The following is a 16,759-nucleotide window of genomic DNA, read 5'->3' on the forward strand; positions in this document are numbered from 1 at the left end:
ACCTCCTACAAGTAAAGATTCTTGACGCTCTTTAAAACAATAGTCCCAGCAAGTGTTGATGTAACAACATTCTTACCTGGATTTAAAACAAAGTATTCTGCATTGGTTAAGGCATTAAAATTAACTCCATTCAATAAATTGGTGATACCAGCTAGTTTAATTACATCACCAGATTCAATTGCTTGACTGCATTCCCATTTACGAGAACCAATTGTTAAATCAAAGCCTGCACTTTTTGCCTCACTCGCAGTTATTTGTACATACCAACCAGATTCGAGCTGATTATTAGCTACTGTTCCACCGTAATCAACAGAACCACCACTTGAAACACTAATATCCTGTGCAATGGTTTCTCCAAAAGGTAACTCTTTAGTAGTAAATTCTAGCTCCCAAGTTGAACGCAATTTTTCACCAACTTTACCAACAAATTCAGGTGAATTAGTATCAGAACGATAAACTAAAAAACGCTTGTTAGCAGTTGTATCACCACTAGCAAACGTTATTTCTCCTGAAGTTTGACCAGGTCTTAAAAAATCATATAAACCATTATCACTATAAAGTTGTTGAATGTAATACCCATCAATATTTAAAAGCAAACCATTTATCTGTTGTTGTTTACTCAAATCATCACTTATACTGCTTGCTTCAATCAGAATGGTTGCTGTTATCGTTTTAGAAATAAATCTACCACCGTAATCAAGTGAGCCATTACGCCCATTGAAACTTTGAGTAGTTCTATCAATTTCAGCAGGTCCTTCATCAAAAGCAATCAAACTAGCACCATAATCACTTAATTTAACACTTGTTCCATCAAGAGTTGTAATTTTTAAATCCATTTACGAACCTCCTAACTTTAGCGATGATAAATTAGTCTTTCGTGCCTCATTTGTTTTGACAGATGTATAAATCTTATCACCAACAATTTCATTTGATACATAAATATTGCTGTCCTTTTGCTCACTTGAATCAATTGGTTGTATAGCAACATCACTCGTTGTTGAATAGTTCAAATCTCCCGCAGTAACTGCAGCAGTTGAATCAGCAACTGTATTAGCTAATTGAGATGCCATACTCGAAACATTGCTCTGAACTTCGCTAAAAGCGTTTTGCAGTGACTTATTAAAGCCACCCATAATAGCTTGTCCAGCAGGTATTAACAGTTTTTTATCGTAGCTGATTGGTCCTTTGTGTTTACGGATCCATGAAGCAATATTTCCAACAAAACTTGTAATCGAACCCCAAACTGACTTTAATCCATGTAGGAAACTGTTCATGATAGCTTTACCTGCATCCCAGAGATTAAAACTAAGAGCCGATCTAATAACAGATTTTACACTGTTCCACAGACCACTAGCCCAAGAAACGACACCATTCCATGCTGAATGAATACCATTTATTACTGCTTTTCCAGCATTAACCACAGTTGACTTTAATCCATTCCAAATTGAACTGGTTATTGATTTTATTCCATTCCAAACAGTCGAAGTTACTGATTTAATACCGTTCCAAATTGATGTAACCGTGCTTTTAATTCCATTTGCCACTGATGTTACAACTGATTTAATACCATTCCAAATTGTTGAGATTACCGACTTGATTCCGTTCCAGATAGATGAAGCAACAGACTTGATTCCATTCCAGATAGTTGTTAATACTGACTTAATACCATTCCAGATTGTTGTTGCCGCAGCTTTTAAATTATTCCAAACACTTGACCAATTGCCTTGAATAGCACTTAAAATAGCTTTTAATATGTCCGCAATTGCATTAATTACTGTTGATATTACTGTTTTGATGACATTCCAAATTGTTGAAACAACCGTCTTAATCACGTTCCATTGAGTGCTCCATACTGTTGATATTGTCGAAAGGACGGTTGTAATAATGGTTTTTACAACATTAAAAGCAGTTGTAACCACTGTTTTAATGGTATTCCAAATGGCTGTTACTACTGAAACAATAGTATTCCAAATGGCTGACCAAATTGTTGTTAAGGTTTGCCAAACAGCTTCAATGGCTGTTACAACTACTTGAATGATCGGGGTAATCGCATTCCAGATTGCGCTTGCGGCTGATACTAGTCCTTGCCAAACAGCCTCAATTAAAGCAACTGCTGCGTTCCATAAATTGACGATTGCACTCGTAATTGGTGAAACTGCCGTTACTATTCCGTTCCAAAGAGCAGAAAAGAATGATGTAATCCCTGACCAGACACTTTTAATAGTTGTTACTGCTGTTGAAAATGCTGTAGTAATTGCACTCCAAACGGTTTGAGCGATTGAAACTAATCCTTGCCATGCACTACTTAAAAACGAAGTAAAGCTTGACCAAAGTTGTTGTCCAGTTTTTGTTTGGGTGAAGAAGACAACTAAGCCAGCTACAAGAGCTGCAACCAAAGCTATGATTGCAACAATAGGATTAGCAGACAAAACAGTAAAAAGTGCTGTAGCAGCTGTTTTAATACTATTAATAATTTGAATAACTTTGGTTATAGTGTTAAAAGTTGCCACAAATGTTACTACACTTGTTGCTAATGGTAACAACCAATCAGAATTGCTTTGAACCCACGAAACTATAGACTTTAAAGTATTCCATGCACTTTTCACATCAGAAATCAATTTATTTGCCATTGAAGTAAAATCAATTGTTCCAACATAATCTATCAATGAACTAATGGCATTTATGCCGTATTGAGACACTTTATTAAACGCTGGTTGCAATTTATTAGTTAATGTTTCCTTTAACCCGTCCATTGCTTGCCCGACTGTTTTATATTGTTCAGCCATTTTAGTGAACGTTTTATTCGTACCAGTTTTTGCTACGGCTGCAAAGAAATCTTGTGTTGATACTTTGCCTTCTTGAACATTTTTAACCAATTGAGCAGTACTAATACCCATTGTTTTTGCAACAGCTGCAATACCTGCAGGAGTCTGCTCGAGCATGAGTTTGAAATCTTGCCACTGCACCATTGGTTTAGCAGCCATTTGTGTTGCTTGTTGGCTTAAAGTCTTCATAGCCTGCTGTGGATTTTCAGCCGCAGAAGCTAACCCACCGAAACCTTTAACCAATTTCAGTGTTGATTTTGTTCCTACAGCGGCTAGTTGAGAGTATGTTGATGCCATATCAGATGAACTGTAAATTGTCTTTTGTGCGAAGCTTTGTAAAGAACTTTTTACTTTGTCAATTTGACTAGAACTTTTACCGATACCCTGCATATTCTGAGTGAACGTTTTCCAAGTCGCACTTGAATTACTCAGCTCTGAAACCATGCTACCTATTCCGCCTTTTATCAAGTTAAAAGCAGAAACTGCCACACTTGCACCCAATCCAGCCAAAGCACCCATCTTTATAAAAGATTTTCCACCAGTACTTGCTGAGCCTGATACTTTGCTCGTCATACTTTTAGTTGCACTCTGCATCTTGTTCATAGCACTTGTATAACCGCTTATATTAGCTGTAAATGTTGCAGCTACATTAGACATTAACTATCACCTCCAAACGCCTTATTAAGCCTTTCTAGTGCCTTTAAACTAGGTTTGCTATTCGTAGTTGGTTTATTACCTGTTATTTGATTTTCAGCTTTACTAATAGCTTTTTCTGCTGACTTGACCGAACGTTTAGGATTCTTCGCATTCTGTACGTTTGCAATATTAATCGCTAATTCAAGAGAACGTTTACGCTCGTCATTGTGCATTAGTGCAGCACCTTCTATAAGTGCTCTAGCTTCCCAAAAATAACTACTCATAACAAGCTGTCTATCAAATATACCTACACGCGCGAAATCAATTAGGAGAGACTCTTCTTCACTTCTTCCAGCGTATTTTTCATTACTTTCAGTTCCATTTTGTCGTTCTCTGTCTTCGCTTCCTTGCCCTCCACGAACAGATTTGTAAATTTCATCCAACGTTTTGCGGCTTTCTTGAAAAAAGCTGATTCTTGTAATTCCTCTTTCAAATCTTCACTGATATCGCCATCGTATTTATTGATAGTTTCCACTACCTCGTCTTCCGTAGCCTTTGCAGGCAATAAAGAACTAACAGCATTGAAAATTGCTGAATCATCACCTGTAACTAGAGATACCCAAATACTCCCAGCTCCATCATTATTAGAAGTCCCATTCTCCGGATTTTTAGTTGAAAAGAGCTTATTTGCTCTGAAAAATGATGCGTAATCGAACTTATATTCTTTGTCTTTACCTTTGAAATTTAGTGTTATCATTTTAATCCTCCATTTTTCGTCTCATTTTTATCGTCTCTGTCTTAACTAATTATTAGCCTGCTGTTACAGTTACAGCGCATGTTGCTGTCAAGCCATTTGATGTCGTAGCAGTAATTGTTGCTGAACCAGCTGCAACGCCAGTTACTACTCCACCATCATCAACTGTTGCAATTGATTCATCACTAGATGAGTAAGTCACCACACTACCAGCATCATCAGGTGTTAATGAAGCTGTTAATTGTACAGTAGACCCAACTTCTACACTAGCTGTCGTTTTATCTAAGGTAATTGCTGTAGCTGGCGTTTCTCCGAATTGACCACTAGTTTCACCAGGGCGCTCATAGTCGTATAATTTCTGTAATGCAGATACTTGTTCGTCAGTGAGTGGGAACGTTCCTGAAACCAGCTTTCCTAAAATATTCAATGTAAAGTCTAGTTCACTGAATGAATCTTCATCTGAAATATCTGCTGAGTCAACAACACCATATCCAAACATTGAAGGATAAACTGATAACCCATCTTCTGTAGTTTTTAAGCGGTCATCAACGATTACACGCCAAACTTTAACCTGCTTTCCATCATGTTTTGCGTTAATAATAATATCTACCGCTTTATCGCCCGGCACCATGTAATGAGTTAATTCGATTGAATCTTCATTTGTTGATGGTGCTACAATGCGACCCATTTTGCTTTGTTCATCCAGTGAATCGCCTTCGATTGAAGTATCACCAGACTCTTGATGTGCTGGTAAAATAGCCTTACTTCCGATTGGTGCATCTGTAGATTGGATGAAGTACCAAACATCTTTACCACGATATGGTGTCTTCTTAACGTACTCAATTCCGTTGTTTACACTTGCCATTTAAATTCCTCCTAAATTGTTATTGTCATTAAAAAAAGAGCACGGCGTAAATCTCTGCCAATGCTCTCATCTATCATTGTTTGTACAGTTAAACTATTCCACCTAACGCATTTACTAAGCGATAATTTAACCTGTCTTACATACTCTTCAAATTCAATTACACTCACATTCTCAGTCCATACATCGATTTGCTGTTCAACTTCATTTAGTGCTGGTCCAAATTTAGTTGACACATCAGAATCAGTATGAACACCTATTTGGACGAGTGGTAATGTGTCATCCGTCGTAGGTTGTCTAAAAATAACTGTTATCCCATCACTAATAAACTGAGTTTTGATATTAGTATAAAAATCTGCTAACCTCATCACATCACTCCTCTAAGAGCAGCTTCGACTGTGCTGTAAAAGAAAGGTTTAGCCGCCGCTACTCCGGGTCTCATGAATGGCTGTGCACGCATCTTATACGTTCCATCTTCCACGAAACTAGAATAGTCTGCATTAGCATCATACTCACCCGTCACCGTGTCACCGCTAATTTTTACTGGTTTTACCATTATGTTGTTCCTCAGATAACCCGTTCTATGTGGAGCAACTTTTTGAGATGTTTGCTGTGCTTTTGCTACAGTGGCTTTCATGGCCGATGCTGTGACATTCCTAGCCTTTCCTTTTGAAGATTCAAATTGTGCAAATAATTTGTCTAGTCCACTAAATTCTACTTTTATGTTACTTGACATCTATCCACCTCCTGACACAATCAAAACAGTTGATTTACGATTAACAAATGTCTTTTTGACTGTGTATTCAACGTTATCAATCTTCACTCTATCAACTAGTGCTACTTTATTCTTAATATGAATTTCATATGCATTAGTCGATAATAACCCAAAACTTTCCAAATCTTGTACGTTCGTGATAGGTATCAATTCACAAGGAACATTCTCTGTTTTTGTAGAAGCAGGTGCATCCCCTAATCCATCATTGTCCTGAGAATATCTAATAAGTGTAATTCTATCGCTATATCTCATTAGACAAACCTCATTCCCGACCTTCGCCTTAAACTTGATTTACGGTATTGATCTAGGCTATTAGCATACTCAGATAAGTCAATAGATTCCCAAGAATTGCTAATATCACTTTCCCCACTTGAGGTCTTACCCTCATCACCGATACGATTATACATTTTGATTACAATGTCTTTGACTATCCAATCAGTACCACTAGGCAAAGCTACTAGTCCAGCATTACCATCTTGATTGATATAACTCACAATTCTGTCTTGCGCATCAGTTATTAAATCATTCAACAGCCCATCTTGAACTGTATCTGATATCCCAACACGCAGTTTAATGCTTGATAATACATCAGCCATATAATCACCTCTTTAATAGCCGCCGCATAAGCTATTGTTTATTTCCTAAGCGACTAATGATTTGACTATTCCGTTACAGTTACAGCAACAGTCGCAGTGAATGAACCACTTGTAGCTGTGATAGTAGCAGAACCTGCAGCAACACCACTAATAGTTCCGTCTGCAGCTACTGTAGCTACTGCTTCATCACTTGAAGCAAATGTTGCAGCAGAAACAACAGCACTAGCATCAGATGCGGTTGCTGGATCAGCAGAAACCGTTACTTGTTTAGTCGCTCCAACCTTGATTGAAGCTGTCTTTTGACTCAATGTAATACCAGTTGTAACAGTTGAACCTGCGGTAAAGATTGCCGCTTTATTATCATCAAGAATGAATGTACCACCCTTACCAGCACCTTGGAGAGCAACACCATCAAAATCTTCTGACTCGATAGTACGTGTTGTTACGATACCAGTAAACGCACGACCAATGTTGTCAGGAGCAAAAATAATCTGTTTTCCATACATGTAGCGTGCTGGTGTCTTACTGATAGTAATTCCACGGAATGACAAGATACCATTTTCATCAATATTTACTTTTGAACCTTTAACATTACTTACTTTGTCATAGTCGATAATTGCGTTGTAAATGTCAGCAGTCACGTAAGCACGTGCAGGCACGATAATTTCCAAGTTAGTGTATTTTTCAACAACAGATTCGAATACTGCATTAATCTTGTCTCCTGTACTTAAATCAGTGCCTAAATCAGTTGCAGCAGCTACCAAAGCAGCACCTAATTTAACGTTGAATAAACGTACTTTTGCTTGTGCTTGTAAATCTAAACGGTCTGCAACGGCAGCGTCTAAATCGTTGTTAACTGTGAAACGATCTAGCCCTTCATGCAGTGCCCAGTTGAAATCGAAGGGTACATCAACATCGTTGTAAATGATTTCTTTACGTTCACCAAAGCGGTTTGAATTGCTAGTACCTGTACCAAATGCTACATTTTCATCTGTGTTGTACTCTCCAACAACTACTGGTACGTCATTAACCTTAACGGAAAATGCTGTAGCGTTGTTTTGGATTCCATCTAAGACCTGTAATGAACCAAATGTTGGTGTAAATACTGATTGCGCTTGGAAAACTGTCTGCATTAATTGTGCAAATTGTTTCTGATATGTTCGTGCTGCTAAATTGTTGTTATTTGTAGCCATATTTGACTACCTCCCTATTTATATTTTTTGATTTTCTGTGCAAATGGGTCTGTTTCAGAATCAAGAACAGACGCACCTGTTTTAGGTTGTTCTGTTCTAAGTGATTCTTTGATACGTTTGTTTACTTCTTCTTCAATTGACTTACTTAATACGCCAATAGTGTCATTAATTTTGTCTGCATCGCCAAGAGCAACCAACGAATCCGACAAACTGGCAGGTAATCCTTTTTCACTCAAAATGTCTTTAACATTTGCAGATAATTCACGCTTGTTGAGTTCTGATTCACGTTGAGCAAGTGCATCTTCTTTAGCTTTCTGCTCGGCTTCCGCTTTCTCAGAAGCACTCATCTTGGCCAACTTAGCGCCTTCTGATTTTGCTTCATCCAATTTACTTTGAAGTTTTGTTTCAAAGTCTGCTTGTGCTTTTTCAAGAGCCTTGGCAACACGCTTATCAGCTTCTGAATCGAGTTTTGACTGTAATTCTTTTTGAGTGAGAGTTACTTGTTCTTCTTGGTTCTCTGTTTGTTCATTTTCATTATTTTCAGTCTCTTCTTGTTCTGCAAAATACTGCAAATCCATTAACATATTTATTCCTCCTTAGCCCAAAACAAATGGACTTGCTATAAGAACCCAGCCACGCAATTTGCTCAGCCACGTTCACACGTCTATTACTTCACGCTATTTAGTTTGTTTAAGCAGTTTAGTGACTTGCTCAGGTCATGCTATTTAACGCATAGCTGCGAGATATTAGACCACCAAGCCTTTCTAGTCTACATATGCCGACCAAGCGCAACGACAAGAGGGGTGAAAAGGGAGTACACCTTGAGCCTTTTTTAATGTGTACACTTCACCAATATGTGATTGGCATTCATCACATGCTTTAGAATTAGCAACCCATACCACTTTCTCATATCCAGCTTGTTTTACGCTCTCAATACCCGACTGTGCCATTACTCGTGAACTCTCAGTACGCAATATTCGTTCTGCTTGGTATCTTGCTACACCAAATTTCTTACGTAACTCATTCGTTTGTGTAACTGGATTAGTATGAGTTAGCAAAGCATTCTTCATTGTCTTAGTTAAATCGGATCTTAGAGCGTCCATATTAGACCATATGCGGTCACTCCAAAGTGTCTTATCAATAGTTCCATTAACTAGATTCTTGATCTGATAGTGCTTTTTTAATTTGTTAGCTAATTTTTTAGTTGTGTCTTTAATAGATTTTGCTAGTTTCTTCAAGGCGGCATTTTCATACGTTTGCGCATTAAACTTAATGTTAAAAACCGCCTCTTGATATAGTTGGTTGCCCACATGGTCAATAACAGCGACTGCGATAACTGACGCAATAACATACGTTGAGTATTGTAATAAGTCATCATTGTTAGCCGCTCCTTTTATTTTTATGCCATTTTCTTTAGCCAGCTTATCTAATTCAGCTTTTAACTTCTTGTTAGCCAACCTAGAATCATCTGCTTTGGTGTAATCTTCGAAGTCTTCATTAAATTTATGCCAAAACTTTAAGAACTCGTCCATTGAAGAATTAATTATCGTGCGTATCTGTTGGTTGTTCAGGTCCTTGTTGTATTGACTGTCCGCGAACTTCTGAATTATCTTGTTCAGTTCTTCCTGATTCATCAGAACCACCACCTAACTGGTATTCTTGCTGTTCCTCTTGTTGCTTCTGCATCATTTCAGTGATATCGCTAGGGTCCGTTACACCAGGCAAAAACTGATAAAGATATTCTTGCGGTAACGTTGCTCCTGCTGATTGAAGTTGCTGAATCTGCGCAATATCATCAGTTGGTAGATTATCCTTAAATGTGAATACAAGCTCGTTAGGGTCATTTTTCATACTTGATGATGCTTTGGACTCTAAAGTGGCAATAATCTGATAACGTGTATATAACCCACGTTCAAATAATCGTCGTTTAGTAGCAGCTAACTCAACTGTTCCAAGTAGCTTATATTTCATTGCAACACCTGAAACATTTGAAGCAAAATTTTCATCCGTTAAATCTGGTGTATGACTGAACTTGTGAATATCACTTGCTAAACGCTTCTTATATGCTTCTGTGCCATTTACGTCATACTCCTTATGAATATATCCAGCATCAACATTTGTTTGTGTTCCTGTTGCAGTTACTCCTGATTTCAACAGCAGTAAATTAGCTGACTTCATTTCTTTTAGAATGTCTAGCTTATCCCTTGCTAGTTTGGCCATTGCATCTTTATCAGTTGGATCCACACCCTGCATTAAAGTTGAACCATCTAGCAAAGTATCAATATCGCCTTTAATAACCAACATAGCTTCGTTTAAATCAGTCATGTAGTTAGCAGTATCTGATTCGGCAGCATCATACAAATCAATCAATGAAATGACATTCTCGTAATCACCCAAACGGAATTTGTTATTCCAGTATTCAACTACAGGAAATGAAACGATTGATTCTGTTTTGCCATCAGCATTCATAACACCATCAATCGGAGTTGATTTATAAATAATATGTTCTGACTCTGTCCACGTTTCAGGAATATAATTAATCTTCGATACCTCATTATCATCAACAATCTCAACTTGATGATATCTAACAGCCATGATCGGTTGTGGATCCACATCAAGCGAATAAATAATGAATGTGTCTAAAGGATCTAATCTCACAATGTGTTCAACATCATCAGTGCCTCGATAGATATATTCAAATGCACGCCCATATCTTGTCATATCAAGAAATAGGTCATAATTTAATGCATCAATATCATTAGCTTGAGTTATTTCAGCAAATCGTTCATCATTTTTAATTGGTAATTTAACGTTAATTGGGTTACCTACTGAATAAGATGTCTGAAAATCAGCAATGTACTTGGCAAAACTGTGCGATGCACGATAATCTGCTTTGCCATCTTCATGCCTGCGCTTTTTGTTATCAAATATTGCTGTGTTAAATCCTTGATAGTAATTATTTAATATCTGTAATCGTGGACGCTGAAAGTTAAAGTGATGTGTGATGAACTTCATAATTCTATCAGGTGTTAATTTGTCCAAATCTTCTTGATAGATTAAATTTGCTTGTTCTAAATCCCATTTAAATTTAATTGTGATCACCTCCTAACCAAATTGTTCAATCAAGCTATGAATATATTTTGACTGTATTATTAAATCTTCTCCGTCATTGATAGTAAATCTTAGAAACTTTTGGTTATTATTTGATAAAGCTTGCGTTATTGTCTCTGGTGAAACTAACACATCTATTTCATGCATCACAGTAGTAGTTTCATCGTCCTCATTACAATCCCAAAACATCAACTTGTATGTTTTCATAGAAAAGTAATCTTTAATGACTTTTTGAACAACCACCCAAAATCGACATGCAAAAACAAGTATAGAAACAAATATATTTTCAATAAATTCTGATGTTTAATTGAAATTTTGTAATTAACATTAATGTTTTTCATAATTGGTTCCTCCTAAAGTCCTAAATCTCTTACTGCCTTTTGTCTTTCTTGATAGCTCATGTATTGTCCATGTTGTGTAAACATGAATAATTCCATTGCATACCTCAATGAATCACAATTATGCACAATAAAACCACCATTAACAGCAAAGTTATGGTGGTTTTTTACATACATATCGTATACATCTTCATAGCCTGAAAATTTAATTGATTTGATTTTGTTTCTTTTTACGGTAGCCGAACGTTGAAGCACATTGTTTTGAGCATGTTTTCGCTTTTGAATACTTGTTGACCTTAAATTTGTTTCCACAAATAACGCACACCCTTTCCACATCATCTAAATGATGTTCCCTACGCCATCTTGATTTGCAGATATTTGAGCAAAAACGATTATGACCGTTATTTTGAGCTATGAATACTTTTCCACAATTTTCGCATATAAACTCCTTTTTGAACCAAAGTTTGTCTTTCGTTTCTTCAAAGTGTTTTAAATGCCATTTATGCCCTTCACTCGATTTATGCCATTCTGGTGCTTTGGCAATTCCATTCGTATGAAATCTTTCAAACCATTCTGGATTATTTTTAGCTCTTTGGGAGCCATGGTAATGTTGATGGTCGTGCATTGACAAACACGCTAAATTTGAAATGTCGTTATTATCTTTGTTTTTGTCAATGTGATGAATTTCATATCCTTCTGGAATAGGGCCATAATATTTTTCCCAAACATATCGGTGCAATCTTTTGGGTTTCCCCTCTTTTGCTATAAATTGGTTGCATTGCCAATAACCACTAACTACATCTTTTAAAAACCTATATCCATCAATAATTTGTTCCTGCATAAATGATCATCTTCTTAGATACATTATAACATGCATAACATATCTTAGAGCATTAAATTGAGATTATCTCATCATTTTCAGTAAGCTCACAAAGCTGTTTCCACCCTGTAGTGGTTAAGAACTTATGGTCTTCAGTTGCTTTTATTTTCTTACCGTTTTCAAATTCAATTTCGAAAACAGATGCCCTTTTTCTTGTTAAACAAACGTTGCTAAAATCATCAATTACTGATTTTTTATTTCTTTCATCAAAACTAAAGACTTTACCAGATTTACCAACGAGGCTTTTGATTGGCTTGCTTCCTCCGACAGTCTCAATGAGAGTGTCTCCCGTTAAACATGCATGGTTGTTTGCATCTTCTGGTGTGTTTAACCAATTGCCCTCTTTGTCCTTGTCATAGACATACGTATTAAATTCTTCTAGTAGTCCTTTAACCCTTGGATGCACCACATACTTATACGACTGCATATATTGAATACCTTGGATAACTGAGTCCTTGCCTTTACCTGATGGTCGAATATTTGGAATGTTGAATACTTGTGCTAGTTCAACAATTAAGCGTTGCTCGGCACTATCGGCGATAATTGGTAACCCTATGGCTTTATGCTGCGCCAATGCTTGTGCTATTGGTTGAGTCAACATCCCTTGTTGATAGAATTCGTCGTAGATGTAAACGATTCTGTTCTTCTGGTCGATTGCAATGAACTCTCCTGCAGTCGGATCATGTTTGAAACCAAAATCTAAACCAACCGCTTTTGGTAAATTAGCAATCTCTTCATAGCTGAAATCACGTTGTTCAAATAAGCCATCAAATACAAGCCCTTCTGCAATTCCCCATTCTCCCAAAACTGCCACTCTAGCACGATTAGGATTTCTAACTAACATTTCTTTTAAGCTCTCGACATAAGCATTATCCAAGTGAGAGTTGTCTTGATATGTTGTAGTCTTAGGTAAAACACTTTTAACGCGCGTTTCTTTATCAAAAAATTCAGCTTTCAGCCAATGCCTATCACTCCAAGGGTTAAATGTTATGACTGATTGATAAAAGCCGTCATCAGGCAAAACGCCACGCAAAGATTCTTCAACGGTGTTAAAACCTGCTAAGGATTTCAATTCATATGCCTCTTCATACCAAACACGACATAAATAGCCAACTGTTGTCTTAATAGATGTTATCTTCAAAGGATTATCCATTCCTCTAAAAATTATCTTTTGACCAGTTGGCTTATATATTATTTCCATGGGACTATTTTTAAATTTGAACAAATCATGTATTCCTAAATCATTGGCCACACTCTCTAATGTTGAGAACGTCGAATCTTTGTGAGTGTTGAAATACTGGCGAACAACAAGCCAATTGACATACTTAAATCTCATCACATCAATCAACACTTTGATAGCTGCTGCATATGATTTTCCAGAACCACGAGAGCCTTTATAGGCTAGATACCTACTACGATTAACGAACATAGAATAATATGCAGGACTAACCATTTCAGATACGTTTAAATTAATCACTGGCATTCTTATCCACCTCCGGTAATTTTACGTTTATAACTACTTGGCTATCACTTGCATTCAGGTCAGGCAAACGTTCAAGCAGTTCTTTCAGTGCTTTCTGCTTGTCATACATTTCAACCACAGCCTCACCTTTATCAATTCGAATTGACTTGATATTGGAAGTATCAATCTCCTTACTATCACGCATTTTAACGACTTGATTAAAATGAAATTTCTGTTCTCCTGTTGCAGGGTCAATCTTTGGATCCATACGATAATGCCCGCCGCTATCTTCGTAGGGCCCAGTTTCATCTTTTATTTTTTGCCACTCAAGAACCTTAACCGTCTCGAACTCGACAACGTCCGTCACATCTGCTGTAGCCTGTTTGAGGTAACTCTGCAGAATATCATTTGCGTCAACATAAAGCTCCTGCGACTGCTGTTTCTTTAATTCTGTAAGCAATGATTTAATCTTAGGAATTCCTAGGAGCCTATGTCCTTCTACCATTGCCACTTCATAACTGCATTCATATGCTTGTTGATACGCCCACGTTGCATTAAATCTCTGCAAATAAAAAAGACAGAAACGTTTTCGCTTTTCTGTCAGTTCATCATTCTCTGTTATTTTTTTAACTGCAACCTTTGCAATTTTGTGTGCACCCTTTTTGGGTTTTGTGTGCATACTTTTTTTAGTGGGTGCACCCCTTTGCCACCCATATCTATTCTTCCAAGATTTTAAGGTGTTGATAGGTATTTCATACTTAGCTGCAATGTCTTTGTACTTCATTCCTGCTAAATAGTCTTTCTTAGCTTGTTCTCGCTCTTGCTCTTGCTTTGTCATGTCATATCACCACCACCTCCTGAAAATAAATTTTAAATATCATTTGTGTCTTTCAATCTGTTTCCGTATATCATTAGCAATTTTTTCATTATCAGATTTTAATTTTAGATAATCTTGGTGTTGAGCTTCCATATTTTTTCGGACCTCATCACTGAATTTCTCATTATCTTTTTTAAGTTTTTTGAAATCTTTGATTAAACCTATAATCATCAAAATCACCACCTTAAATTTTATGTAAAAAAAGAACCATCAACTATTTGTTGACAGTTAAATAAATGGACTTCTACAAGTTAACCAAACAGTAGAATTGCTGTCATTTTAAATGATGACAAGGTTAACTGACCATTTTATTATCCAGTTAGGAATTGCTCAGACAACTTGTCCTACCCCATTATGGGACCCAGCTGATATGGAACTGGCTAGATTCGAACTAGCATAAGCTATTACACTTATTCCCATTGTCGGGCCTTACTAGTATTTCCCGATTCAGTTCCGCAAATGCAAGCGGTATGGATTTGCACCATACAATCTGTTTTCTCGTGTTTTTACTAACCGAGTCTTCTTAAGACCCCTTGGAGTTACTTACTAGACTCGAGCGATACCTACTCCGCCACACTTGCTATGCTTTTATGGGATATCGCAATAACCCAAGTATGTATGCAGTCCCGACGACTGCGCTGATAATGGAGCTACCCAAAATATTTGTGAATTGCGTACCGAGCTTATATCATTACGCACACATACGCCATATAATAATTACATAAGCTAGATAGCGGAATCGAACCGCTAACCAACCGTACCAACGGTATCTAGTTCTCATATTCAGAAAGAGAGTTTTGCCTCATGTCCAACTTGGCATACTATCATTTTATAGGCAAAAGGGTGCTTAGTTTTGATGAATTTTTCCTTTTCTCACAAATCATACAACCCTAGTCCTTTGGCAACATCTTCAATAAAATTATTGCGCAACTGATATGCCTTGTTATAGCCGACTAAAACTATATGATTTTCAACAAGTCCATTCAACGTAAATTGAGGATAACGTTTGAAATATAACTCTTTGATAATTGTTTCAGTGTCTTTCCCACACTCTCCTAAGCAATCATCAATCACGTCTCGTTGTCGCTTGAACGCATTTAAAGCCTCATCCTCGTCAATAGTAATAACCATGGTTTCAATGGGTTCAGCACGTTTATTTTGAGCTCTACCACCTCCAATATTTTCATCAGTAGGTTTGATTGGATAACGCAGCTCTTGCTCTCGCTTTTCGATATGTTTATCAATCTTGGGATAGTCTCGAAGGATATCCTCCACTTTTCTAAAAGTCGATTTTTTCATGTGCTCACCCCCTGAATTTACTAGCTCCATTTCTTTTTCAAATATAAGCAACGTTGACAAAGCTGATGTTCTTTCACAAAATCAGAATCGCTATCAGTTTCAAAAAATTCAACTCTTTGGTTCGTCTTGATGTTTCTCAATGATGAGCCTTTTATTTTTGCTACAACATCATCGCAATTGCTGACTAATGAGTAACCTTTCTTGTAGCAGATATGCCAGCTATTTTTAGTTTTGACTAGAATCATCCCCTTTCCTCCTTTTCAAAATCATCTTCAAACCATGCATATTTTCCCTTGTCCTCTTTGATGTGGTAGACAATATCATGACTACCAACATATTTTCTAGATCCGGCAATCGTCACTCTCCAGCCACAATATTTGTACATCCCATTTGCCATTCGTTCGTTGGGAACTTTTGCTATTTTGACTTTGTCTCCTTTTTCGTATCTCATGCACATCACTCCTTTTCTTCATAGTTTCCTGCAACGTGAATCTTTCTCAGTGTTTCAACATCTAACTTGATACCTGTAACTGGAACGTGATACTTGTAACCAAAATTTCTAGCTCCGATTTGTTCGATTTCTCGGTGGTGAGAGCGGCAAAGAGCCATTACATGTCGTTTGGTGTGATCTACGTGTGTTCTATTACCGCCCATGCCAATTGTTTCTAAATGGTGAATATCCGCGTGTCGTCCACATATTGCGCATTTACGGTGCTTGCAACACAGGTACATGTAATATATCTCGCCCTTTGGCAAAAGCTCGTAGCCGTCCTTAAAAGGGACTCTGTAATCAAACATGAAGTCGATTACTATTTCTAATAGCTTGTTAGCATCTGAAACAGTATTCTTTGTATCATCTGCTAGGCTTATCATTCCACCTGCCGTTCTGATGGCATATTGGATATAGAAGTATTCCTTTAACTCTTCGACAGGTTGACCGCTCCAGTTCCAAATATCACCAATCAAGGCAAAGAATAATGCTCGTTGTTTCGGTCTAGCCTTGCGTGGATCCACAAACTCAATTTTTACAAGAATTCTGCTGAGATTACCGTTGTACATTGTTCTAAGTCTTTCGAGACTCACACTTTGCTCAAGTTGGATAACAAGCTGACTCCCTCTGAAATTCCTAACAAATGCAGGTAACCACATAG

Annotated in this window: 22 protein-coding genes; all 22 read right to left on the reverse strand. The window is 37.2% G+C overall.

What is annotated here, in order from left to right; all coding sequences use genetic code 11:
- Window positions 1-5: 5 nt before the first annotated feature.
- The 22 genes from FFX44_RS02105 to FFX44_RS02210 all read right to left on the reverse strand — a co-directional run bounded on the left by FFX44_RS02105 (window position 6) and on the right by FFX44_RS02210 (window position 16,757).
- On the reverse strand, window positions 6-836 hold the full coding sequence (locus FFX44_RS02105) for a phage tail domain-containing protein (protein ID WP_289977402.1): 831 nt from the start codon (window positions 834-836) through the stop codon (window positions 6-8).
- Window positions 837-3,482 (reverse strand): tape measure protein, encoded by a 2,646-nt coding sequence (locus FFX44_RS02110; RefSeq protein ID WP_289977403.1) that lies wholly within the window; start codon window positions 3,480-3,482, stop codon window positions 837-839.
- Window positions 3,482-3,694 (reverse strand): hypothetical protein, encoded by a 213-nt coding sequence (locus FFX44_RS02115; RefSeq protein ID WP_289977405.1) that lies wholly within the window; start codon window positions 3,692-3,694, stop codon window positions 3,482-3,484. The genes FFX44_RS02110 and FFX44_RS02115 overlap by 1 nt, the downstream gene beginning before the upstream one ends.
- A 92-nt stretch (window positions 3,695-3,786) precedes the next feature.
- Window positions 3,787-4,218 carry a hypothetical protein gene (locus FFX44_RS02120; protein WP_289977407.1) on the reverse strand — a complete coding sequence of 144 codons (432 nt, stop codon included), beginning with the start codon at window positions 4,216-4,218 and terminating at the stop codon, window positions 3,787-3,789.
- Between the two features lie 52 nt (window positions 4,219-4,270).
- Window positions 4,271-5,080 carry a phage major tail protein, TP901-1 family gene (locus tag FFX44_RS02125; protein ID WP_289977408.1) on the reverse strand — a complete coding sequence of 270 codons (810 nt, stop codon included), beginning with the start codon at window positions 5,078-5,080 and terminating at the stop codon, window positions 4,271-4,273.
- An 11-nt stretch (window positions 5,081-5,091) separates the two neighbouring features.
- Window positions 5,092-5,445 carry a hypothetical protein gene (locus FFX44_RS02130; RefSeq protein ID WP_289977409.1) on the reverse strand — a complete coding sequence of 118 codons (354 nt, stop codon included), beginning with the start codon at window positions 5,443-5,445 and terminating at the stop codon, window positions 5,092-5,094.
- A complete protein-coding gene (locus FFX44_RS02135) occupies window positions 5,445-5,813 on the reverse strand; it encodes an HK97-gp10 family putative phage morphogenesis protein (protein ID WP_289977411.1) in 369 nt (122 codons plus the stop codon). Before FFX44_RS02135 ends, FFX44_RS02130 begins: the two co-directional genes overlap by 1 nt.
- A complete protein-coding gene (locus FFX44_RS02140; protein ID WP_289977412.1) occupies window positions 5,814-6,104 on the reverse strand; it encodes a hypothetical protein in 291 nt (96 codons plus the stop codon).
- Window positions 6,104-6,448, reverse strand: coding sequence for a phage head-tail connector protein (locus FFX44_RS02145; RefSeq protein WP_289977415.1), 345 nt, complete (start codon window positions 6,446-6,448; stop codon window positions 6,104-6,106). The genes FFX44_RS02140 and FFX44_RS02145 overlap by 1 nt, the downstream gene beginning before the upstream one ends.
- Window positions 6,449-6,513: 65 nt before the next feature.
- Window positions 6,514-7,641, reverse strand: a complete 1,128-nt coding sequence (locus FFX44_RS02150) for an Ig-like domain-containing protein (protein WP_289977417.1) — start codon at window positions 7,639-7,641, stop codon at window positions 6,514-6,516.
- A gap of 14 nt (window positions 7,642-7,655) precedes the next feature.
- Complete coding sequence (locus FFX44_RS02155; RefSeq protein ID WP_289977419.1) at window positions 7,656-8,225, reverse strand: DUF4355 domain-containing protein; 570 nt, start codon at window positions 8,223-8,225, stop codon at window positions 7,656-7,658.
- 180 nt (window positions 8,226-8,405) lie between these two features.
- Window positions 8,406-9,275 (reverse strand): minor capsid protein, encoded by an 870-nt coding sequence (locus FFX44_RS02160; RefSeq protein ID WP_289977420.1) that lies wholly within the window; start codon window positions 9,273-9,275, stop codon window positions 8,406-8,408.
- The gene (locus FFX44_RS02165) at window positions 9,181-10,743 is read right to left on the reverse strand and encodes a phage portal protein (RefSeq protein WP_289977423.1); all 1,563 of its coding nucleotides are present in this window, start codon (window positions 10,741-10,743) and stop codon (window positions 9,181-9,183) included. Before FFX44_RS02165 ends, FFX44_RS02160 begins: the two co-directional genes overlap by 95 nt.
- Before the next feature lie 362 nt (window positions 10,744-11,105).
- A complete protein-coding gene (locus FFX44_RS02170; RefSeq protein WP_289977426.1) occupies window positions 11,106-11,402 on the reverse strand; it encodes a hypothetical protein in 297 nt (98 codons plus the stop codon).
- Complete coding sequence (locus FFX44_RS02175; protein ID WP_289977429.1) at window positions 11,296-11,931, reverse strand: HNH endonuclease signature motif containing protein; 636 nt, start codon at window positions 11,929-11,931, stop codon at window positions 11,296-11,298. Before FFX44_RS02175 ends, FFX44_RS02170 begins: the two co-directional genes overlap by 107 nt.
- Before the next feature lie 52 nt (window positions 11,932-11,983).
- Window positions 11,984-13,453 carry a PBSX family phage terminase large subunit gene (locus FFX44_RS02180; RefSeq protein WP_289977431.1) on the reverse strand — a complete coding sequence of 490 codons (1,470 nt, stop codon included), beginning with the start codon at window positions 13,451-13,453 and terminating at the stop codon, window positions 11,984-11,986.
- Window positions 13,440-14,270, reverse strand: a complete 831-nt coding sequence (locus tag FFX44_RS02185) for a terminase small subunit (RefSeq protein ID WP_289977434.1) — start codon at window positions 14,268-14,270, stop codon at window positions 13,440-13,442. Before FFX44_RS02185 ends, FFX44_RS02180 begins: the two co-directional genes overlap by 14 nt.
- A gap of 39 nt (window positions 14,271-14,309) precedes the next feature.
- On the reverse strand, window positions 14,310-14,480 hold the full coding sequence (locus tag FFX44_RS02190; RefSeq protein ID WP_289977436.1) for a hypothetical protein: 171 nt from the start codon (window positions 14,478-14,480) through the stop codon (window positions 14,310-14,312).
- Window positions 14,481-15,182: 702 nt separating this feature from the next.
- A complete protein-coding gene (locus FFX44_RS02195; RefSeq protein WP_289977439.1) occupies window positions 15,183-15,608 on the reverse strand; it encodes a transcriptional regulator in 426 nt (141 codons plus the stop codon).
- Window positions 15,609-15,628: 20 nt separating this feature from the next.
- Entirely contained in the window at window positions 15,629-15,853 is a 225-nt protein-coding gene (locus FFX44_RS02200) for a hypothetical protein (RefSeq protein WP_289977441.1), read from the reverse strand.
- Window positions 15,850-16,059, reverse strand: a complete 210-nt coding sequence (locus tag FFX44_RS02205) for a hypothetical protein (protein ID WP_289977442.1) — start codon at window positions 16,057-16,059, stop codon at window positions 15,850-15,852. Before FFX44_RS02205 ends, FFX44_RS02200 begins: the two co-directional genes overlap by 4 nt.
- 5 nt (window positions 16,060-16,064) lie before the next feature.
- Window positions 16,065-16,757, reverse strand: a complete 693-nt coding sequence (locus tag FFX44_RS02210) for a putative HNHc nuclease (RefSeq protein WP_289977443.1) — start codon at window positions 16,755-16,757, stop codon at window positions 16,065-16,067.
- Window positions 16,758-16,759: the final 2 nt, after the last annotated feature.

This window comes from Lactobacillus sp. UCMA15818, assembly GCF_030400225.1.
In the GTDB taxonomy this organism is placed as follows: Bacteria; Bacillota; Bacilli; order Lactobacillales; family Lactobacillaceae; genus Liquorilactobacillus.